General features: G+C 61.5%; 15 protein-coding genes. 10 read left to right on the forward strand and 5 right to left on the reverse strand.

Annotated elements, in window-relative coordinates; genetic code table 11:
* Nucleotides 1–7: 7 nt before the first annotated feature.
* A complete protein-coding gene (locus tag AC3WR3_RS18545) occupies nucleotides 8–1,054 on the reverse strand; it encodes an ABC transporter substrate-binding protein (RefSeq protein WP_047440511.1) in 1,047 nt (348 codons plus the stop codon).
* Nucleotides 1,055–1,236: 182 nt separating this feature from the next.
* On the opposite strand from AC3WR3_RS18545, the gene AC3WR3_RS18550 reads away from it, so the two are divergent.
* Complete coding sequence (locus tag AC3WR3_RS18550) at nucleotides 1,237–2,049, forward strand: UTRA domain-containing protein (protein WP_492292816.1); 813 nt, start codon at nucleotides 1,237–1,239, stop codon at nucleotides 2,047–2,049.
* A 211-nt stretch (nucleotides 2,050–2,260) separates the two neighbouring features.
* Here AC3WR3_RS18550 and AC3WR3_RS18555 read toward each other — a convergent pair whose 3' ends face one another.
* Nucleotides 2,261–3,025, reverse strand: a complete 765-nt coding sequence (locus AC3WR3_RS18555; RefSeq protein WP_005330085.1) for a helix-turn-helix domain-containing protein — start codon at nucleotides 3,023–3,025, stop codon at nucleotides 2,261–2,263.
* 435 nt (nucleotides 3,026–3,460) lie between these two features.
* Nucleotides 3,461–4,375, reverse strand: a complete 915-nt coding sequence (locus AC3WR3_RS18560; protein ID WP_492292818.1) for a LysR family transcriptional regulator — start codon at nucleotides 4,373–4,375, stop codon at nucleotides 3,461–3,463.
* Nucleotides 4,376–4,632: 257 nt separating this feature from the next.
* Here AC3WR3_RS18560 and AC3WR3_RS18565 point away from each other — a divergent pair, with 257 nt between their 5' ends.
* The 7 genes from AC3WR3_RS18565 (at nucleotide 4,633) to AC3WR3_RS18595 (ending at nucleotide 16,241) form a co-directional block, all read left to right on the forward strand.
* The gene (locus AC3WR3_RS18565; RefSeq protein WP_202047548.1) at nucleotides 4,633–4,965 is read left to right on the forward strand and encodes a hypothetical protein; all 333 of its coding nucleotides are present in this window, start codon (nucleotides 4,633–4,635) and stop codon (nucleotides 4,963–4,965) included.
* Between the two features lie 32 nt (nucleotides 4,966–4,997).
* Complete coding sequence (locus tag AC3WR3_RS18570) at nucleotides 4,998–5,684, forward strand: pirin family protein (RefSeq protein ID WP_171272794.1); 687 nt, start codon at nucleotides 4,998–5,000, stop codon at nucleotides 5,682–5,684.
* Between the two features lie 85 nt (nucleotides 5,685–5,769).
* Nucleotides 5,770–6,162 (forward strand): DoxX family protein, encoded by a 393-nt coding sequence (locus AC3WR3_RS18575; protein WP_106885601.1) that lies wholly within the window; start codon nucleotides 5,770–5,772, stop codon nucleotides 6,160–6,162.
* Between the two features lie 231 nt (nucleotides 6,163–6,393).
* Nucleotides 6,394–9,744 (forward strand): exodeoxyribonuclease V subunit gamma, encoded by a 3,351-nt coding sequence (gene recC, locus AC3WR3_RS18580; RefSeq protein ID WP_492292821.1) that lies wholly within the window; start codon nucleotides 6,394–6,396, stop codon nucleotides 9,742–9,744.
* The gene (gene recB, locus AC3WR3_RS18585) at nucleotides 9,744–13,352 is read left to right on the forward strand and encodes an exodeoxyribonuclease V subunit beta (RefSeq protein WP_492292823.1); all 3,609 of its coding nucleotides are present in this window, start codon (nucleotides 9,744–9,746) and stop codon (nucleotides 13,350–13,352) included. The genes recC and recB overlap by 1 nt, the downstream gene beginning before the upstream one ends.
* 8 nt (nucleotides 13,353–13,360) lie before the next feature.
* Nucleotides 13,361–15,400 (forward strand): exodeoxyribonuclease V subunit alpha, encoded by a 2,040-nt coding sequence (gene recD / locus AC3WR3_RS18590; protein ID WP_492292872.1) that lies wholly within the window; start codon nucleotides 13,361–13,363, stop codon nucleotides 15,398–15,400.
* An 88-nt stretch (nucleotides 15,401–15,488) separates the two neighbouring features.
* Entirely contained in the window at nucleotides 15,489–16,241 is a 753-nt protein-coding gene (locus AC3WR3_RS18595) for a hypothetical protein (RefSeq protein ID WP_268423759.1), read from the forward strand.
* A gap of 292 nt (nucleotides 16,242–16,533) precedes the next feature.
* Here AC3WR3_RS18595 and AC3WR3_RS18600 read toward each other — a convergent pair whose 3' ends face one another.
* Together AC3WR3_RS18600 and AC3WR3_RS18605 are read right to left on the reverse strand one after the other, a co-directional pair.
* Nucleotides 16,534–16,932: a VOC family protein gene (locus tag AC3WR3_RS18600; RefSeq protein WP_492292825.1), complete on the reverse strand. Its 399-nt coding sequence runs from the start codon at nucleotides 16,930–16,932 to the stop codon at nucleotides 16,534–16,536.
* A gap of 265 nt (nucleotides 16,933–17,197) precedes the next feature.
* A complete protein-coding gene (locus AC3WR3_RS18605) occupies nucleotides 17,198–18,160 on the reverse strand; it encodes an alpha/beta fold hydrolase (protein ID WP_492292827.1) in 963 nt (320 codons plus the stop codon).
* A 211-nt stretch (nucleotides 18,161–18,371) separates the two neighbouring features.
* Here AC3WR3_RS18605 and AC3WR3_RS18610 point away from each other — a divergent pair, with 211 nt between their 5' ends.
* Both AC3WR3_RS18610 and AC3WR3_RS18615 read left to right on the forward strand, forming a co-directional pair.
* Nucleotides 18,372–18,980 (forward strand): TetR/AcrR family transcriptional regulator, encoded by a 609-nt coding sequence (locus tag AC3WR3_RS18610; RefSeq protein ID WP_492292829.1) that lies wholly within the window; start codon nucleotides 18,372–18,374, stop codon nucleotides 18,978–18,980.
* A gap of 29 nt (nucleotides 18,981–19,009) precedes the next feature.
* Entirely contained in the window at nucleotides 19,010–20,191 is a 1,182-nt protein-coding gene (locus tag AC3WR3_RS18615; protein ID WP_492292831.1) for an SGNH/GDSL hydrolase family protein, read from the forward strand.
* The last annotated feature ends 171 nt before the right edge of the window (nucleotides 20,192–20,362 follow it).

The following is a 20,362-nucleotide window of genomic DNA, read 5'->3' on the forward strand; positions in this document are numbered from 1 at the left end:
CCGCTCCTTACTGCATGTTGATCATGACGGTTTCCTGCCACTGGCGCGGCAGGGCCTTGGAGCTCTGCTCCCAGGCGGCGTGATCCTGCACCGGCTTGGCGTTGGCGTACTGCTCGGCCGGCAGCAGCTTGGCCTTGACGTCATCCGGCAGGGTCACATTGCTGCGGATGGGGCGGGCGTAACCACGGGCCAGGTTGATTTGACCGGCATCGGAGAGGATGTATTCCCGCGCCAGCTTGGCGGCGTTGGGGTTCTTGGCCCACTTGTTGATGATGGTGGTGTAGCCGGCGATGACGGAGCCGTCGCTCGGGATCACCACGTCAAACTTCTTGGGGTCGATCTGGTCGCGGTAGTTCAGGGCGTTGAAGTCCCACAGCACACCCACTTCCACTTCGCCCTTCTCGATATTGGCGATGGTCGGATCGTTCAGGGAGAGGCGACCCTGCTTGGCCAGCTGGCCGAACAGCTCCAGCGCAGGCTTGAGGTTCTTCTCGCTGCCGCCGGTGGCATAGGCCGCCGCCAGCACGCCGTTGTTGGCCTGGGAGGCCACGCCCACGTCACCCAGGGTCACCTTGTAGTCGCCACCCAGCAGGGACTGCCAGCTGGTGGGGGCCGCCTTGACCAGATCCTTGTTGATCAGGAAGGCGATGGTGCCGGTATAGGCCAGCATCCAGTGACCGTCCGCATCCTTGGCCCAGTTGGGAATATCGGCCCAGGTGGAGGGTTTGTAGGGCTGGGTGACCCCCTGCTTGACCGCCACCGGACCGAAGGCGCCGCCCACGTCGCCGATGTCGGCGGTGGCGTTGGCCTTCTCGGCGGCAAACTTGGCGATCTCCTGCGCCGAGCTCATGTCGGTATCCTGATGCTTGATGCCGTAGATGCTGCCGAGCTGCTGCCAGGTATCCTTCCAGTTGGCCCAGCTGTCGGGCATGCCGATGCTGTGGAGCTGTCCTTCGCCGCGAGCGGCCTTTTCGAGATCCGCGATATTCTCGGCGGCAAACAGTGGCTGACTGATGGCCACCAGGGCCAGTGCACTTGCGATCACGCTTTTCATCATCCCATCCCTCTGGACTAGGTCAGTTAAGGTTCGAGAGGGATGCTAGAGGGGAAATATGACGGTGGCGGGGCGCTTTGATGGCGTTTTCGTGACAATCGCCCTGTCATGGCGCTGTCATCAGGGGCGGTTACAACTCGGGGTCGACAGCCGCTGGTCTACTCCAGGGGGCGCACACCGGAATGACCGACAGGGATGTGACAGTGACAGAGCGATTGAGTGAACAGGGGCTGACCGATGGCCGCAACCCCTCCAAGTGCGAACAGATTTGCCGGACCCTGCGCCGCTATATCGGCAGCGGCCAGCTGGGGGCCGGGCAGCAACTGCCCGCCGAACGGGCCCTGAGCGAGCGCTTTGCCACCACCCGCATCACCATCAAGGAGGCGCTCTCCAGCCTGGAGGCGGATGGCCTCATCTACCGGGCCGAGCGGCGCGGCTGGTTCGTGGCGCCGCCAAGACTCACCTATGACCCCGCCATCCACACCCACTTTCACCAGTGGATCGGCGAGCAGCAGCGCACCGCCGAAACCCGGGTGCTGGCCCACGGCAGTGCGCTTGCCAGCAGCGAACTGTGCAGCCGGATGGGGCTGGAACCCTTCACCCCGCTCTACGAGATCCGCCGCCTGCGCCTTATCGACGGCCGCCCTGTGCTCCACGTCAGCCATCACCTGCTGGCGAGCCGCTTTCCCGATATCGCCAGCGCGCTGCTGGCCAGCTCCCTTACCGAGCTCTATCAGCAGCGCTATGGCATAGACCAGGGTGGGGCGAGTCTCGAGATCACCCCCTCGGCGGCCCGGGGAGAGATAGCCCGCGCCCTCAATCTGGCCCAGGGGAGCGCCGTGCTGCGGCTGGTGCGGGTTAACTATGACGAGCGGGGCGGTCTGGTGGATTGCGACATCGAACACTGGCGGCCGGATGCCATCCGCATCTGCCTCGATACGCGAGCATTGCAGCCGCTCGCTGGCAAGCTGCAACAAACCCGGCTCGCCGATTAGGGACTATCCAGAGCACTGTCGGGCACAGTGGCGATCCGCATCTGTCTGGATACGCGGGCGCTGCAGCAGGACTTGGGCAGATCGCAGAAGGTTCAGCAGCCCGCAGATTAAGGGGCGCTGCATCCGGAGGCGGCAAGAGGGTCTGAATGGCCGATGTCAGGCTAACGGCCGAGCCAGCGAAAACGGACGGATCCCGCAGGATCCGCCGGGATCAGTTGTCGATATTGGGGATAAGGTCGTCGAAGCTCTGGTAGCCGCAGTCCGCCAGTTGCAGCGACATGGTGTAGGTCTTGCTGCCCTCCCGCTGGCCTATGGCGGGGCGGTTGAGCTTGAGCTCCTGATGCCAGTACTCCTTCATGCGATCGATCAGAGCCATGGCCTCGCTCTCGTCCAGGTGGAGCTGGCACAGCGCCATATAGTTGTTCGACTTGTGCATGTTCTCCACCAGATAGTCCCCCAGCACCGACATGGCCTGGCGTGCCTGCTGGCGGGCGAAGCGGCTGTGCTGCTCGAAGCTGATCCGCTCGCTGATGAGGAAGTGGTAGCTGTTGTCGATGCCGAGCTGCAAGATGCCGAGCTTCTCCAGCTTGCGCAGATAGAGGTAGCAGGAGGCGTCGGTCAGGCCGTATTCCCGCTTGAGATCGATCAACGTCTTGTCGCGCCAGAAGATGTTGGCGAGGAAGGCGTAGAGCCCCGGCTCCTTGTGAAACGCCTCGTCCTGCTCCTGGGTGAAGACGGCGCGGCGGCTCTGGGCGTCCTGGGTGCGATCCAGCAGCTCCTCGAACGAGAGTCCCACCAGATGACAGATCTCCAGCAGGGTATCGAACGGCAGGGAGGGCTTGTTCATCATCCGCTTCACGGTGGCGATGGAGACCCCCATGGCTTCCGCCAGGGTCTGATAGCGGATCCCCTTGTCGGTCAGGGTCTTCTTCAGGGTGTCGAGAATGTGGTTGGCCAGGGTCTGGCTGTAGGTCATGCAACTATTCCTTTATCTGCATTTTTAGTCGTGCCAGAAAGTGAGTCATTTATCTGTATCGGGCTCAATTTTTGACACCTAGAAAAACCAGAGGAGAGTAATCCGGTGATAACGGCTGAAATGGCCTGACCAGTTGTGGTGCAAGGTGGCAGATAATGACACTCGGTGGTGCATATCCTTCAACCTTCCAACATTTTGCTGGTGATGCATATTACATCGCACATAATCCAACACGAATCGGATTCAATACCTTCCTGGTTGAGAAAACGATTGTTTGCTTCCAATTTAAGGGTTTTTTTAACCGCAAGGTTTTATTCTTTCCTGGCATTGAGCGGAACTCGCAAGAGGTCCGCTTTTTTTCTTTTCTCCGAATTTGAGCCCGCCGTCAAGAAAGGGGCGCATTTTTTGGCACCTCCTGCGCCGCCCTCCCGAGGGCTATTCCCCCTTGCAGGGGAACAGCTTGGGGATCTCCCGCACCAGCCAGCTCTTGGCCTTGCCCATGGTATCGCGCCGCCACGCCAGCACGACCTGCACCTGATGGCGATATTCGGGGCCGATCACCTTGAGGCGGCCCGCCTTGATGTCCTCTTCTATCCAGCTCAGGGGCATGGTGCCGACACCAATGCCCGCCAGCAGGGCATCGCGCTTCTCCCCCATGGTACTGACGGTCAGGCGCGGCTGCTTGTCCAGCAGGCGATAGGTGAGGGCGGGCTTGCGCCGCGCCGTGTCGGCGATGGCGATGGCGCGGTAGCGGCGCAGGGTCTCGTCCGCCAGGGGCTCGGGCTCCAGGTGCAGGGGGTGATCCGGGTGGGCGACGTAGAGCATCACCTCCTCCTGCAAGGGCTGGTGCTTGATGCCGGTCAGGGTGATGTCGGGATTGAGGGAGGAGATGAGCAGGTCGGCGCGGCCATCCTCCAGACACTCCCAGCTGCCCGCCAGCACCTCGGCCCGCAACCGCAGCCGGGTATCCGTCAGCTCGGCCAGCCGCTCCACCAGGGGGTAGAGCGCCTGCAGCGGCACCAGGGCATCGACGGCTATGGTGATGTCGGTCTCCCAGCCCCGGGCCAGGGCCCGGGTCTCTCCCACCAGATGCTCGGCGGCCTCCAGCAGCAGACGACCCTGCTCCAGCAGCATGCGCCCGGCCGGGGTGAATTTGGTTCTGTGGCCGCTGCGATCAAACAGCATGGCGTCCAGCTCGTCTTCCAGCTTCTGTACCGTGTAGCTCAGCGCCGAGGGCACCTTGCCCAGCTCGTCGGCGGCCGCCGCGAAGCTGCCACGGCGGTCTATGGCGTCCAGCACCCGGATCGCCTCCAGGGTCAGCGCCCGCTCCTTGTTCGATTCCTTGGTCATATCTAACCTTCAATTTTTTTGAACATGTTTGCCAGATTATCTCGCTAACAACTTAGGGCAAGTGACTTTAATATTCAATCAACGCTTAGGCAGGAAGGCCAAGCGGCCAAATAAAAGGTAGTTCCAGGCTGAGACATCACACAGAACGATGTCTGCTGTAGGTGAAAGAACAACACACTATTTGAATAACCTCTTGCATGGATGCATTGATTCGGGCCAGACCGGCCTTGGCAATGACATAAAAACCAAGAGAGTGAATGAACATGAAAAACGTAATCAAGATGCTGGCCGTTGCAGGCCTGATGACCGCAGGTTTCGCCCAGGCTGCCGTACCGGCCGACATCAATGCCGCCCCTGGCGTGCTGTTCGTGAACTGGAACGCGACCGCCGCCATGGCTGGCAAGTCCAACCCCATGCTGGAGGTGCGCGATGAGTCTGGCGATCTGCTGGCATCGGTTCACGCCAGCCTGATGGGCACCCAGCAGGTCAAGATCCCGAGCCGCACCCAGGGCAACCTGACGGTCAGCCTGGGCAGCGAGAGCAGCAGCTACCGCATCCCGTTCGGTCTGGGTGACGGTCGCCAGCGCTAATCAACCGTTTCAAGGTATTGGAGGAGCACACCATGATGAAATTGAGAGCCGCAGCAGAACGGGGTCATGCCAACTTCGGCTGGCTGGATGCACGCCACAGCTTCTCGTTCGGTCACTACTATGACCCGGACTGGATGGGGCACTCCGTCCTGCGGGTCATCAACCAGGATCTGGTGTCGCCGGGTGGCGGTTTCGCTACCCACCCTCATGCCAACATGGAGATCCTCACCTGCGTGCTGAGCGGCACCATAGAGCACAGGGACAGCCTCGGCCATGCCGAGCAGATCCCGGCGGGGGATTTCCAGCTGATGAGCGCAGGGTCCGGCATCCGGCACAGCGAGTACAACCCCTCGCAGACCGAGCCCCTCTCCCTGCTGCAGATCTGGATAGAGCCGAACGAAGTGGGCACTACCCCGGGTTATCAGCAGAAGAAGATAGCCACCCAGCCGGGGCTGACGCTGGTCGCGTCACCGGATGGGGAGGATGGATCCTTCAGGATCCGCCAGCAGGCCCGCATCTGGCGACTGCAACTTGCCGCAGGGGAAACCCTCGAATGGGCATTGCAAGGGCGTCATGGTTACCTGCATATGATTTCAGGGGAGCTGACTGGCAACGGTCTGGCTGCCCGACCCGGCGACGGCCTGCTCAGTCGCGATGAGGCGTCCTGGACGCTCACCGCCTCCGAGGGGAGTGAAGCCCTGCTGTTTGACTTGCCCTGATAGATAAATCACGGCGAAAAGAATGAGTTAACAATTAGCTCTTACACTGTTTATTACCAAGATGGGTAATCAAAGGAATCTGACGATGGACAAGATGAAAGATGTTGCACTGCTGGCGGGTCGTATTTTGCTGGCGCTGATGTTCGTGATGGCAGGCTGGGGCAAGATCGGCGGTTACGCCGGTACCCAGGGTTACATGGAAGCCATGGGCGTGCCCGGGTTCATGCTGCCCCTGGTGATCCTGCTGGAGCTGGGTGGCGGTCTTGCCATAGTGCTGGGTCTCTTTACCCGCAGCCTCTCGGTGCTGCTGGCCGGCTTCACCCTGATGGCCGCCTTCATCTTCCACTATCAGCCTGCCGAACAGATGCAGATGCTGATGTTCATGAAGAACCTGTCTGTGGCCGGTGGTTTCCTGGCCCTGGCGGCAGCCGGTCCTGGCGCCTTCAGCCTGGATGCCCGCCTCGGCAAGTGCTGGTAATACCCTGATAGTTCAAGTTTTCCAACGCCTTTTGGCCGGTGCAGCTGCACCGGCTTTTTTATGCCCGCCAGGGGGCGAATGCCGGTACTGTGACGAGGCCCGCCCAGTGACGGCAAGCGCCTTTTGCATCTTATCCCCCGATCCCCGACAATCCCATTTCGTGTGAAGTGACGGAAATGGCTCGCCTTTTCCGGCGCGCACCCCTCTTCATGAAATTGGCGGGAGTCGTCCATGTTTACCCTCTACCACTCCAATCAGCTGGATCTGCTCAAGGAGCTGCTGGTGAGCCGCATCCGGCAGGCGCCCCTCTCTCACCCCTTCGAGCACGAGCAGATCCTGGTGCAGAGTCCCGGCATGGCCCAGTGGCTCAAGCTGGAGCTGGCCAAGGCCTTCGGCATCGCCGCCAATATCGACTTTCCGCTGCCCGCCAGCTTTATCTGGGAGATGTTCACCCAGGTGCTGGCGGACGTGCCGCGCCAGAGTCCCTACAACAAGGGCTCCATGAGCTGGCAGCTGATGACCATCTTGCCCGCCCTGCTCGGCAGGCCCGCCTTCGCGCCGCTGGCCGCCTATCTGGGCGGGGATGAGGAGGATCCTGCCCAGGATCCCGAGCAAGTGCGGCTCTGGCAGCTCTGCCAGAAGGTGGCGGATCTGTTCGACCAGTATCTGGTCTACCGGCCTGACTGGATCGCCCGCTGGGAAGAGGGGGAGGGATTGGGGCTCGAACTGGCCGGGGTGAGCGGTCAGGATTGGCAGCCGGAGCTGTGGCGCGAGCTGGTGGCCCGCACCCTGGCGCTCTCTCCCAGCGGTTACCACAGAGCCAACCTCTACGAGGAGTTTATCCACGAGCTGGAGCGTACCGCCGATCTGCCGGGCAAGCTGCCGCAACGGGTCTTCGTGTTCGGTATCTCGGCGCTGCCGCCGCGCTATGTGGAGGCGCTGCTGGCCCTCGGCAGTCGGCCGGAGGTGGAGGTGCACCTCTTCGTCACCAACCCCTGCCGCTACTACTGGGGGGATCTGCTCGATCGCAAGACCCTGGCGCGGCTGGAGAACAAGCTCAAGCCCGGCACCGACATCGAGACCCTGCAGGGCCCCGCCAATCCGCTACTCGCCTCCATGGGCAAGCTGGGGCGCGACTACCTGCATCAGCTGATGGAGCTGGAGGTGCCGCAAATCGAGGCCTTCGTCGACATCGACGAGGTGGATGCCGAAGGCAATGTCAGCCTGCTGTACGCCATCCAGAAGGATGTGCTGGAGCTTGCCGAGCGAGGCGCCGGTGAGTTCAGTCTCGACGCCAGCCACCACAAGAGCCCCATCAGCCCGGCGGATGGATCCTTGCAGATCCACGCCTGTCACGGCCCGATGCGGGAGCTTGAAGTGCTGCACGACCGGCTGCTGGCGCTGTTCGAGCAGGACTCGTCCCTCACCCCGAAAGACGTGGTGGTGATGATGCCGGATGTGAACAGCTACGGCCCCTACATTCAGGCGGTGTTTGGGGCGCGGGGCCAGATCCCTTTTGCGGTGTCGGATCGGGCGGCGAGTCAGGAGAGCCCGCTACTGCAAAGCTTCCTCGCCCTGCTCAGGCTGCCCAACGCCCGCTTCGGGGCGGGGGAGCTGCTCGCCATCCTCGAGGTACCCGCCGTGCTGCGCCGCTTCGAGCTGGATGACGACGAGTTCAACCAGCTGCGGGTCTGGGTGCAGGAGACCGGCATCCGCTGGGGGCTGGACGACGGCTACCCCGAGCGCTTCGATCTGCCGCCCATGTCCGGCAACAGCTGGCTGTTTGGCCTGCGCCGCATGCTGCTCGGTTTTGCCATGGGGGATGGCGAGCCGGTGGCGGGCATCCTGCCCTATGCAGATATCGAAGGTCAGCAGGGTCTGGCGCTCGGCAAGCTCGCCTGGTTCGTCGATTCGCTGGCCGAATTCCTGCCCCGGCTGCAACAGGCGCAGCCGCTGACGGAGTGGCACGCCTGCCTGCTGGCGCTGCTGGAGCGCTTCTATCTGGCCGACGAGGAGGAAGAGCGTCAGCTGCAGCTCATTCGCAGCCAGTTGGCCGAGTGGCAGACCCAGCTCGGCGAGGCCCGCTTCGAGCAGCCCATCTCGGCCTCCCTGCTGCAGGATTATCTCGGCAGCGTGCTGGGAGAGTCCCGCTCCAGCCAGCGCTTCCTCGCCGGTCAGGTCAACTTCTGTACCCTGATGCCGATGCGCTCCATCCCCTTCAAGCAGGTCTGCCTGCTCGGCATGAACGACGGCGTCTACCCACGCACCCTGGCCCCCATGGGGTTCGATCTGATGGCGGTGGCGTCGCGGCGCGGGGATCGCTCCCGCCGCGATGATGACCGCTACCTCTTCCTCGAGGCGCTGCTCAGTGCCCAGCAGGGGCTCTATATCAGCTATCAGGGCTTCAGCGCCCAGGACAACAGCGACAAGGTGCCGTCGGTACTGTTGGCGGAGCTGATCGACTATGTGCGGCAGGGCTTCGTGCTGGCGGGGGATGAGAGCCTCGATGACGAAACCTCAGGCCGGCGGCTGCTTCAGCACCTGATGGTGGCGCACCCGCTCACCCCCTACAGCCGCAACTACTTCTATCCGCAGGCGGGTTCGCGCCTCTTCACCTATGCCGCCGACTGGCTGCCCGCCCTCAATCCGGTGCGTGGCGCCGCCAACTTCCAGAGCGGCGAGCTGCCTTTACCCCCCGAATGGGGCAAAGAGCAAGGCCTGGAGCTGGCGGAGCTGCTGCGCTTCTATCGACAGCCCACCAAATATTTCCTCAACCGTCGCCTCAAGGTGTGGTTTGAGCTGAACGAAGCCAATATCGAGGATAGCGAGCCGTTCGAGCTGGATGGCCTGCAACATTATCAGCTGAAAGATCTGCTGCTAGATGCTCATCTGGCGGAAGGTGACAGCACAGTGCGTCGCGAGCGGTTGCAGCTCACCGGACTGTTGCCGCAAGGGTGGTTCGGCAGCCTGCTGCTGGACGATCTGGATGCCGAGATGGGCAAGCTGGCGGATCGGCTGCGCCCCTGGGTTGCGGCTGATGAGGATGAAAAGCAGGCGGTGGAGATCGATATCTCCCTGACTCAGGGCCAGCTGCAAGGGTGGATCGACACCCAGAAGGGGCGAGCGCTGGTGGTCAAACCCGGCAGCTTCAACGGCAAGGATCTGCTGCTGGGTTGGGTTCAGCACCTCTGTCTCTCATTGAGCTGCGCCCCCGGCGACACCCTGCTGTTCGACGCCAAACAGAGTCTGCGGTTGCCTGCGCTCTCTGCCGACGAGGCGCGCCCCAGGCTGGCGGCCCTGGTGGCGTGCTGGGCCCAGGGGATGAAGCGACCGCTGCCGTTTTTCCCCAACACCGCCTGGGAGTGGCTCAAGGCGATGGAGAAGGATCCGGACAAGCCGGAGGCGGCCGACAAGGCTGCCCTCACCCGCTTCAACGGCGGCTACATGGTGACGGGGGAGGGGCAAGACCCTTATGTCGCCCGCTGCTTCCCCGAGCTGGATGACGCCGTGCTGGACCAGCTGCAGGCCCTGGCCCGCGGACACCTGACCCCGCTGCTCAAGACCCTGGAGGAGCTGAAATAATGGCTAACCCGCTCAATACATTGCGTTTTCCCCTCCATGGTGAACGACTGATCGAAGCCTCCGCCGGTACCGGCAAGACCTACACCATAGCCGGTCTCTACCTGCGCCTGCTGCTGGGCCACGGCCCGCTCATCGAAGAGGGTGCCGATGCTGGTCAGCCGAGCGCCCACGAGCGCCCCCTCTCGGTGACCGAGATCCTGGTGGTGACCTTTACCGAGGCGGCCACCGCCGAGCTGCGGGGGCGGATCCGCGGCCGCATCCACGAGGCGCGCCTCGCTTTTATGCGCGGCCATAGCAGTGACACCCTGCTGGCCCAATTGTTGGCAGAGGTGGAGGATCATGAACTGGCGGCCCGCCGCCTGCTGGCCGCCGAACGGCAGATGGACGAGGCGGCTGTCTTCACCATCCACGGCTTCTGCCAGCGGATGCTCAAGCAGAACGCCTTCGAGTCGGGCGCCCTCTTCGAGACCGAATTTTTGACCGACGACAGCCAGCTCAGGCTGCAGGCGGTGAGTGACTACTGGCGTGCCGAGTTCTATCCGGTGGACAAGACCCTGGCGAGCTCGGTGCGCGCGCTCTGGCCGAGCCCCGCCGCCCTGCTGCGGGAGATGAACGGCTGGCTCGACAACAGCGAGCTGGAGATCCACCCCGCCTTGGGGGATGAGACTCTCGCCGCCCGCCATCAGGCTGCCATGGCCCGCATCGGGGCGGTGAAAGATGCCTGGCTGGCGCAGACGGACGAGATCCGCCGCCAGACAGAGGGGCAAATCAAGCTCTATACCGGCAAGAACTACGAAGGCTGGCTCGCCAAGATCGGCGACTGGGCCCAGGATCCGACCAGCGGTTATACCCTGCCCAAGGATCTCGAGCGCTTCGGCCAGGAAACCCTGGAGGCCAAGCTGAGCAAGGGGAAGGCGTTACCGACCCTGCCGCTGTTCAGCCAGATCGACCAGCTGCTGGCGAGCCGCCCCGGTATTCGCGACCTTATTCTGCAACGGGCCGCCAAGGTGGTGCGCAGCCGGATGCAGGCCAGCAAGCGGCAGGCTCATCAGCTCTCGTTCGATGACCTGCTCAAAGACCTCGACGGAGCGCTTGGCTCCAGCCTTGGCGAACGACTCTGCGAGCGCATTCGCGCCACCTACCGGGTGGCGATGATCGATGAATTCCAGGATACCGACCCCCAGCAGTACCGCATCTTCCATCGCCTCTACGGCGGCCACACAGACACGGCGCTATTGATGATCGGTGACCCCAAGCAGGCCATCTACGGCTTTCGCGGCGCCGACATCTTTACCTACATACAGGCGCGGCGAAATGTGAGCGCCCACTACACCCTGGGGCGCAACTGGCGCTCCAGCGGCGCGCTGGTGGGGGCGGTCAACGGCCTGTTCGAGCGGGCCAGGGATCCCTTTATCTACGAGGCGGATATCCCCTTCCTGCCGGTGGAGGCCCAGGGCAAGAGCAAGGCGCTGCTGCTGGAGGGCGCCACCGCGCCCGTGCTCCACTGCTGGCAGCTGACCGGCCAGCCCACCTTCAATCGGGGGGATTACCAGAGCAAGATGGCCCGTGCCACCGCCGCCGAGATCCACCGCCTGCTGACCCTGGCCCGGGAGGGCAAGGCATTGATCGGTGATCAGGCGGTGAAGGCCGGGGATATCGCCGTGCTGGTGCGCACCGGCGCCGAGGGCAAGCTGGTGCAGCAGGAGCTGGCGCGCCTCGCCATCGCCTCCGTCTATCTGTCGAACCGCGAGAGCGTGCTGGAGCAGGTGGAGGCGCGGGAGATATTGCTGATCCTGCACGCCTGCCAGAACCCGAGCGAAGAGCGCAGCCTTAGGGCGGCGCTCGCCACCGGCCTGTTTGATCTGGATGCCAGGGCGCTCGACGCCCTGGCCTCGGACGAGCGGGCCTGGGAGAGCGCGGTGCAGGAGTTTATGGAGTACCGATCGATCTGGCATCGCCGCGGTGTGCTGGCCATGCTGCGGGCCCTGCTGCACAGGCGCAATCTCGCCTCCTCCCTGCTGGCGAGCCCCTATGGCGAGCGGCGGCTGACCAACTTCCTCCATCTCGGCGAGCTGCTGCAACAGGTGAGCAGCGAGCTGGACGGGGAATATGCCCTGCTGCGCTGGCTGGGGGAGGCGGTGAGCCGCCCGAGCGGCCAGGATGCGGAGCAGGTACTTCGCCTCGAATCCGAGCGCAAATTGGTGCAGATCGTCACCATCCACAAATCCAAGGGGCTGGAGTACCCCCTGGTGTTCCTGCCCTTCATCTGCAGCCACAGAACCGCCGAGACCCCGCTCTATCACGAGGCTGACGAGGGGGGCAATCGCACCATTCTCGATCTGACCGGCGCCGAGGGGTCCTTGGCGGAAGCAGACAAGGAGCGCCTCGCCGAAGACTTGCGGCTGCTCTACGTGGCCCTGACCCGGGGTGTCTACGCCACCTGGCTGGGGCTGGCCCCGGTGCGCTCGGGCAACGGCAAGTCGGAGAAGACAGAGCTGCACCAGACCGCCATCGGCTACCTGCTGCAAAAGGGGGAAGAGGGGGATGCCGAGACCCTGGCGACCGCCCTCACCGAGCTTGCCCAGGCGCTGCCCGGGGTGGCGGTCGGTGAGCCCTCGCTCACCCGTCCGGCCCCGCTGCCGCAAGAAGAGGAGCAGCTGGGGGAGCCCCAGGTGCGCCACTTTAGCGGTCGGCTGGAGCGGGACTGGTGGATCAGCTCCTACTCCGGGCTGGCGGCCCAGGGGAACGGCCACGGCAAGGGGGTCCTGGCGAACCCCGGCTTCGATGACGAGGTAGTGACCGAGGCGGCTGCATTGGCTTCCGAGCAACCGGAGGAGGCGCCCCAGCCCTCCATCTTCACCTTCCCGAAGGGGGCGCGCCCCGGCACATTGCTGCACAGCCTGTTCGAGACCATAGACTTCGAGAGCGCGGCGGGCGAGCCGCTGGCGCAGCATATCGCTGGCCTGCTGGCGCAAGATGGTTTCGACGAGAGCTGGGCCCCCGTGTTGCAACAGCAGGTGGAGGCTGTGCTGGAGACTCCCCTTGAGACCGGCCTTGGCGAGCCGGTGCGGTTGCGGGATCTGGCGCCCGGGCGCAAGCAGGTGGAGCTGGAGTTCTTCCTGCCCATGGGTCGGGTGACGGCACCGGCGCTGACTGCGCTCTGCCAGCAGCACGACCCCCTGTCGCGGGGCAACAAGCCGCTCGGCTTCGCCGCCGTGCAGGGGATGCTCAAGGGCTTTATCGACCTGGTGTTCGAGTGGCAGGGGCGCTGGTATCTGCTCGACTACAAATCCAATCACCTCGGCATGAGCCCCGCCGACTACAGCCGTCCGGCGCTGGAGCAGGCGATGGCGGAACACCGCTACGACCTGCAATACCAGCTCTATTCCCTGGCGCTGCACCGGCTGCTCGGCTTGCGGCTGCCGGGCTACGACTTTGAGCGGCACTTTGGCGGTGTCTTCTACCTGTTCCTGCGCGGCATGCCGCAGGGGGGGGTATTCCATACCCGCCCGAGCCGTGAACTGGTGCTGGGGCTCGACAAGTTGTTTAGTGAAGGTGTGACGCCTGACGATCATCGTTTAGAAAAATCAAACAAGGCAGAGGCATGATGGGCGAGATGAAGTGCGACGGGATGATCGAACGGCTGAAAGCCCTGGCGCTGGCGGGGCGTATCCGCCAGCTGGATCTGCAATTTGCCAAGCTGGTGGCCGATCTGGGCGGCGGCCCCGAGCTGGTGCTGGGGGCGGCGCTCGCCTGCTATGAGCTGGGGCGCGGCCATGTCTGCCTGCCCCTTGAAATGCTAACGGCCGGTTCCCTGCGCCCGTTCGGGCTGGATCCGGATCAGAGCCGGGATCTGCTGGCCGATCTCGCGGATCCTGCGAGCTGGCCGGCCCTGTTTGCGGCAAGCCCCTTGGTTGGCACCGAGCAAGATGAGGGGGAGGCCCCGCGCTGGCCGCTGCGGCTCTGGCGCGATCGCCTCTACCTCACCCGCTACCATGACTTTGAGCTGGGGGTGGCCCGCCATCTGCGCGCCTTGAGTGAAAGAGCCGAATGGCCGGAGATAGCCCCGGCCCTGTCGCGGCTGTTTGCCCGCGACTACGGGCTTGTGTTCGATGCGCTGCTCAAAGCCCGCCTTACCCCCGACTTCTCGGCTCGCCACTTTATCGAGAAGTACCTGGATCTGGTGTTCCCGAGCGAAGTGGATTGGCCCGCCATCGAGGCATTGCTGGCCAGCGCGCAGGCTGCCAGCGAGCTGAGCCCGCTGGATGCGCTGGTGCCCGAGGCGCTCTGCTGCAACGGCCAGAAGCTGGCGGCGGCCACCGCGGCGGCGCGCCCCTTCGCGGTCATCTCCGGCGGCCCCGGCACCGGCAAGACCACCACGGTTGCCAAGCTCCTGGCCATCCTGGTGGAGACCGGCCTGCAATCGGGCAAGGCCCCGGCGATCCGGCTGGTGGCCCCCACCGGCAAGGCGGCGGCGCGCCTCACCGAGAGTATCGGTTCTGCCCTGCAGGCGCTGGATCTGCCCCCGGAGTGGGCCCAGGCCATCCCCACCGAGGCGGGCACATTGCACCGGCTGCTCGGGGTGATCCCCGGGCGCAGCCAGTTCCGCCACCACGCAGGCAACCCGCTGCACCTCGACCTGCTGGTGGTGGACGAGGCCTCCATGGTGGACTTGCCCATGATGGCGCGCCTGCTGGACGCGCTGCCAAGCCACGCCCGCCTCATCCTGCTCGGCGACAAGGATCAGCTCGCCTCGGTGGAGGCGGGGGCCGTGCTCGGGGATATCTGCAGCTTTATCGAACAGGGTATCAGCCCGGCGCAGGCGCAGTGGCTCTCCCGTCAGACCGGCTACCGCCTGCAGGGCTCGCCCGCAGGCGCCCCGGTGCGCGACAGCCTCTGTTTGCTGGCCAAGAGCTGGCGCTTCGATCAGCACTCCGGCATAGGCCAGCTGGCGCGGGCCTGCAACGGTGGCGATGCCGCGGCGGTGGAAGCTGTCTGGAGTGCAGGATTCAAGGACATCAGCCTGCATCCCTGGGCTGGGGAGGCCTACGACGAGCTGATTGCAAAGGGGGTCGCCGGTTACGGCAGCTATCTGAAGGCGGCCCGCGCGGGGGAGGAACCCACCGCCGTGTTCAAGGCGTTCAACGGCTTCCAGATCCTCTGTGCCCTGCGGGACGGCCCCTTCGGCGTCGAGGGGCTCAACGAGCGGCTCGAACTGGCCCTGTCACGGGCCGGGCTCATCGCCCGCGACGGCGACTGGTATGCGGGCCGCCCTGTGATGGTGGTGCGCAACGATCACGGCATCGGCCTCTACAACGGCGATATGGGGCTCTGCCTGCCGGACGAAACCGGCCGCCTCAAGGTATGGTTCGAGCAGCCGGATGGCACCCTGCGGGCCCTGTTGCCCAGCCGGTTGCCGCCCCATGAGACGGTCTACGCCATGACCATCCACAAATCCCAGGGCTCTGAGTTTGCCCATACCGTGCTGGTGCTGCCGGACAGCCCAAGCCCATTGCTGACCCGAGAGCTGGTCTATACCGGCATCACCCGCGCCAAGGCCCGCCTCGATCTCTACGGCGATCGCGCCCTGCTGGCACAAGCGGTGCGGAAAAAGACCGAACGTTATTCCGGATTGGCGGAGAGGTTGGGGGAGTGAGCAATTGGACGGTGGTAAAGGATTTACCTCTATGGGAAAAGAAGTTTGCTACGTATTATCATAAATTGATTCTGATTAGAGGTTATTGATGAAGGATTTACTTAAGTCATTGAAAGATAATGCCACATCTAGACTAAATAATCCTATTGTCGGTGCTTTCGTCTTGTCTTGGATGTTTTTGAATATAAATGGGGTGGCTAGGTTTATATTGGAAGGCAACCAAGGAAAGCTTGACATTATAAAGAATAAAAACTGGGTCTTTACAGACGATCTGGTAATTCCATTTTTAGTATCTATTGGGTATTTAGTATTACTTCCTATTTTAAATGCGGTCTACAGTTTTATACATGATAATTGCATTGATAAAGTAAGAGATGAAAATAGCAATAAAGCACAGAAAGATGCCTTTCTTAGGAGAAAGGAAACAGTGAGTGCAAAAATTGAGTCAACAGATGAATATGTTGTTAAGTTAAAGGACAAGGAACTAGATTTATGGGCAGAGCAAAAATTAGAACTCATCCGTGAAATAATAAATCTTAAGGGAAAATATTCAAAATTGCTTTCTGATTTCGAACTTAGATCGAAGGAATTTCGTTCTGAAAACAATAAAATGAGTCTATCTATTAGACAATTGGAAGATGCCAATAAAAACTTGTCTGCACAGGATTCAGAACAGCGAGATTATATTAGGAAGGTTGTGACAAACCTTGATAAACTATTGAACTCAATAGAAAATAAAATCCTAAGCGATAATAAGGTTGATGAAATAGAAAAAATTAGAAATGAAATATCAGACGTTAGAAATAAATTCTATTTATGGGATGATGATATTCCATTCTGATTTTTTCATTGCTTGTAGTTTATCTCGTATATTGGGCTTCTCAGGTTCAGCACCAACCTACCGATTGTGCCGGTTGTGGTTGAGCGTAGCGAGGCCCAATGTTTTCCATGTGATCTCTTTTTCCAACCCCTCATCCCCAACCCTTCTCCCGCAAGGGGAGAAGGGGGTAAAGTTCGCCTTTACCACCTCCGCTTACGCTTCGTTAATTTAATTCTCGTGACTGGCGATCATATCTCGCTGCTGCTTTATCCCCTCTCCCGTTGGGAGAGAGGGTGAGGGGATCATTTAGCCATTAGATGGTCAATTCCAGCCGGTTGCCTTCGGGATCCAGGAAGGTGCTCTCGTAATAGCCGTCGCCGGTCCAGCGGGGGCCGTCCAGGTGTTTCACCTCGGCGCCCTTGAGCAGCTTGAGGCGGGCGGTCATCTTGTCCACCGCCTCTGCGCTGCCGAGGGAGAAGGCGATATGGGCCAGCCCCTGCAGCGGGTGCGGCAGACTGAGATCTGCCGGAAACAGGGTGGGGGTGTGCATCAGCTCCAGGCTGGCGCCCCCCTCGAAGTGCACGAAGTAGGAGGAAAACTGTTTGGTCGGGTTGTGGTAGCGCTCATAGGCCTGCCCGCCAAACAGGGTGCAGTAGAATGCCTTGAGTGCCTCCAGATCCTGCGCCCAGATGGCGACGTGATGGATATACATGGCTGGTCTCCTGTGACTTGATACCCCCAATGCTATGCCGGGGCCTGCCCCTTCGACATGGCTGAGTCCGTCCTGATGATGTCTGAAACTGCCAATCATCTTCGGTCGATTGCGGCGCAACCGAGATCGGGTGAGTGCCGAGAGCCAACTGCGCTACGCTGAGCCGGTGTGAAACCAAGACTCGCGAGCTGCTTATGTCGGGCATAAAGAAGAAGGCCCCCGAGTCGGGGGCCTGTCTTGATATCACCCGCAAAAGAGCGCGGACTTATTTTTTCAAAAACGGCAGCAATACCGTCATCAGCTGTTCCGGGCACTCCTCCGTGACGAAGTGACCGCATTCACCGAGCATGGCGCCCTGCAAATTCACCGCTCGTCCCTGCATCGTCTGCTGGGGGGCGTCACGGGTGGCATGATCCGCACCTATTGCCAGCACCGGCATCAGCAGTTTTTTCTCTGCCCGCTGTTTATTTTGTGCAATGGTTTGCGGAATCGCCCGGTAATACGCGAAGCCTGCCCGCAATCCGCCAGGGGAGGAATAAGCATCTATATAGGTTTGTGCGGCGACGCGATCACGACGATAGGACCAGCGATCAAAAATGAAATTCAGATATTCCCGCTCTTTGCCGGCCGTCAGCATTTCCGGCAAGTCCTGTACCTGATTAAACATGAAGTGCCAGAGGAAAATATTGTCCTGGGGATCGACGAAGATGGACGGTGCCGGCGCCAGGCCCGGAATAACCGCTTCGGTCAGTGCGATTTTCTTGATGTCTGCGGGATAGTCACTGGCCAGGGCATAACCCACCCACATGCCGATGTCGTGACCGACAACCGAATATTGCTTATGACCGAGCTGATTCATCATATTGTGCAATGTGGTCGCCACAGCCCCGGTATCATAACCCGTGCTCGGTCGATCGGAATAACCGGTTCCCGGCGGATCAACCGCTATCGCCATATAGCCTTCGGCGGCGAGTCCGGTCATCACATGACGCCAGGCATACCAGGTTTGCGGCCAGCCCGGGATGAGCAACACGGGCTCCCCCTTTCCCGCCGTCACATAATGGATCTTCTGCCCCGCCACCTTGACATAGTGATGCTGAAAATCGGCTTCACTGACCTGCGCCGTTACTGACGTCACTGCCGGGCGTTGTGTGTTTGCCGCGACCGCAGTGCCCTGCAATGTGAACAGCATGACTGCCGCCAGAGATACTCTGAAGAATGTGTTCATACCCTTTCCGTTTGAATTACCTATAAAAAATCCCCGCAGAAGGCCATAGACAAGGCGTCTGCCAACTGGGAGGATGGCTATTGTTTGTCGATCAACAGCGAATAGGGTAAGAGGGAGTCTCAATCTTTGTCAATCACCAAAAAATAATTCTTTGTTAGTCGACAATGAACTGGTAGCCTTGGTCTGAAATGACAGATGCGGAGAGTGTGTTATGGCCGGTAGACCAAGAGAATTTGATCGTGAAGAGGCGTTGCGCATAGCAAAAGAGGTGTTCTGGCAGCGTGGCTATCAAGGGACTTCCCTGTCTGACCTGGTGGCTGCACTGGGGATTGCGTCTGCCCGGATTTATGCCGCCTTCGGCTCAAAGGAAAATCTTTTCCGTGAGGCGATAGCGCTTTATCTGGCCGAAGAGGGGGCTTTTGCTGACGCCGCCCTGTCACAGCCGGACACCCGCCAGGCTGTCAGGCAACTGCTGGTGAACGCGGTCGAAGCCTACACCCGTGACGATAGGCCTCACGGCTGCATGGTGGTCCTGTCGCTGACCAACTATGGCCGTGATAACGAAGAGATCATGGCATGGCTGGCCGGTTACCGCCGGGAGCGGATAGAGGGCATCATTGAGCGCATCCGGCAGGGCGTTCAGTCCGGCGAACTGCCGGAAAGCACCGATATACAGGGGCTCGGGGATTATGTGGCGACCGTGTTTCACGGGATCTCCATCCAGGCCCGGGATGGCGTCAGCCGGGCGCGTCTGCTGGCAATGACGGATATCGCCATGCAAGGCTTCGATGCCATGACGGCCCCGCCGGTCGCGCAATAACTCGGTTGTTTCTTTCAGGAGAATTTCTGATGTCATATTCAGTGCCTTCAGCCTCGCCAATGCGCGACGGGTGGATATGCACCTGGCTTTCCAGCTCCCAGCCTGCATCGGGAGAGGCGTTTCCGTTTCCATCGGATATAGCGGTCATTGATGGGGATCAGACACTCCGGCAGTCACTGCGCATCAGCCTGGGCGGCCACAAGCTGCGACTGATCTTTTCCAATCGTTATGGCGCCCAGCCGCTGGTCATAGGCGAGAGCCATATTTCCGTGCCTGATCTGTGCGGCGCACTGGCTGTCACCTTTAATGGGCAAGCCGGCGCGACAATTCCAGCGGGGGGGACTCTGTGCAGTGATGAAATTCCATTGGATATTCCCTCGTTATCGGTGATCACTCTGCGGACCTATCTGCCGGAGCCGATGCCGGTCAATACCTTCCACTGGGATGCCCGCCATTTTTCGTTGCTTGAGCCGGGTAATCAGGCCGTCAGGGAAGAGGCCGGCGACGGTCAGAAAATCAGCTCCCGTTTGCTGGTTGAAAGCGTCCAGGTTCAGCCGGGATCCGCGTGCCGCACTCTGGTCGTCATCGGTGATTCTATGGTGGATGGCAACGGCGTGGAGATGGACACCTATGGCCGTTGGACAGATTTTTTGGCAGAGCGCCTTGTTGCCGACAATATTGCGGTGGTGAATGCCGGGCAGTCGGGTTCCCGGTTGCTGAAAGACGGCGTCGGCATCGCCAGCCTGTCGCGTTTCGAGCGTGATGTGCTGCAGCAACCCGGTGTCACCGGCTGTATCGTGCAGGTCGGGCTGAATGATATCGGGTTGGCGGGCACGGCACTGGATCCGGATAGTCCGGTGCCGGCGGCAACGGTGCTGATCAACGGTTATCGGCAATTACTGAAGAGGGCGCGGGAATACCATATCCGCATGACAGGCGTCACCCTGGTGCCGCTGCGGGGAGCCGGTGAGTATGGTATTGAGCGCTTCTATCAGCCAGAAAAAGAGGTTGTCCGGCAGGCCGTGAATCACTGGATGCGCACCAGCGGAGAATTTGATGCCGTGATTGACAGCGACCTGCTGGTGCGGGATCCGGAATGCATGTCGCGGCTCGGCGCGCACTACGATGTCGGGGATCACCTCCATCTCAATCTTGAAGGACATCTGCGGGTCGCACGGTCAGTGCCGCTGACCGTTATCCGGGCTGATTGACGGCTTTCCCGGCGGCCTCAAGCGCCCCGCCATGTTGCGGGGCGATTCACTCAGCAATAACCCCTCGTATCCATCGACTGCCTCATGTGTATATATGCCGCTGGCCGGGAGCTGATCCGGGGATCGACGATCTGGCCAGGCAGTGACCCTTGTTTCGGCTGCGCCGCCAGC

This window comes from Aeromonas sp. EU05-FHT14A05, from assembly GCF_058791175.1.

What these genes read in the sequence shown, in the direction of transcription:
- AC3WR3_RS18545 (WP_047440511.1), bottom strand. Translation starts at nt 1,054, where the DNA reads ATGAAAAGCGTGATCGCAAGTGCACTGGCCCTGGTGGCCATCAGTCAG.
- AC3WR3_RS18550 (WP_492292816.1), top strand. Translation starts at nt 1,237, where the DNA reads ATGACCGACAGGGATGTGACAGTGACAGAGCGATTGAGTGAACAGGGG.
- AC3WR3_RS18555 (WP_005330085.1), bottom strand. Translation starts at nt 3,025, where the DNA reads ATGACCTACAGCCAGACCCTGGCCAACCACATTCTCGACACCCTGAAG.
- AC3WR3_RS18560 (WP_492292818.1), bottom strand. Translation starts at nt 4,375, where the DNA reads ATGACCAAGGAATCGAACAAGGAGCGGGCGCTGACCCTGGAGGCGATC.
- AC3WR3_RS18565 (WP_202047548.1), top strand. Translation starts at nt 4,633, where the DNA reads ATGAACATGAAAAACGTAATCAAGATGCTGGCCGTTGCAGGCCTGATG.
- AC3WR3_RS18570 (WP_171272794.1), top strand. Translation starts at nt 4,998, where the DNA reads ATGATGAAATTGAGAGCCGCAGCAGAACGGGGTCATGCCAACTTCGGC.
- AC3WR3_RS18575 (WP_106885601.1), top strand. Translation starts at nt 5,770, where the DNA reads ATGGACAAGATGAAAGATGTTGCACTGCTGGCGGGTCGTATTTTGCTG.
- recC (WP_492292821.1), top strand. Translation starts at nt 6,394, where the DNA reads ATGTTTACCCTCTACCACTCCAATCAGCTGGATCTGCTCAAGGAGCTG.
- recB (WP_492292823.1), top strand. Translation starts at nt 9,744, where the DNA reads ATGGCTAACCCGCTCAATACATTGCGTTTTCCCCTCCATGGTGAACGA.
- recD (WP_492292872.1), top strand. Translation starts at nt 13,361, where the DNA reads ATGAAGTGCGACGGGATGATCGAACGGCTGAAAGCCCTGGCGCTGGCG.
- AC3WR3_RS18595 (WP_268423759.1), top strand. Translation starts at nt 15,489, where the DNA reads ATGAAGGATTTACTTAAGTCATTGAAAGATAATGCCACATCTAGACTA.
- AC3WR3_RS18600 (WP_492292825.1), bottom strand. Translation starts at nt 16,932, where the DNA reads ATGTATATCCATCACGTCGCCATCTGGGCGCAGGATCTGGAGGCACTC.
- AC3WR3_RS18605 (WP_492292827.1), bottom strand. Translation starts at nt 18,160, where the DNA reads ATGAACACATTCTTCAGAGTATCTCTGGCGGCAGTCATGCTGTTCACA.
- AC3WR3_RS18610 (WP_492292829.1), top strand. Translation starts at nt 18,372, where the DNA reads ATGGCCGGTAGACCAAGAGAATTTGATCGTGAAGAGGCGTTGCGCATA.
- AC3WR3_RS18615 (WP_492292831.1), top strand. Translation starts at nt 19,010, where the DNA reads ATGTCATATTCAGTGCCTTCAGCCTCGCCAATGCGCGACGGGTGGATA.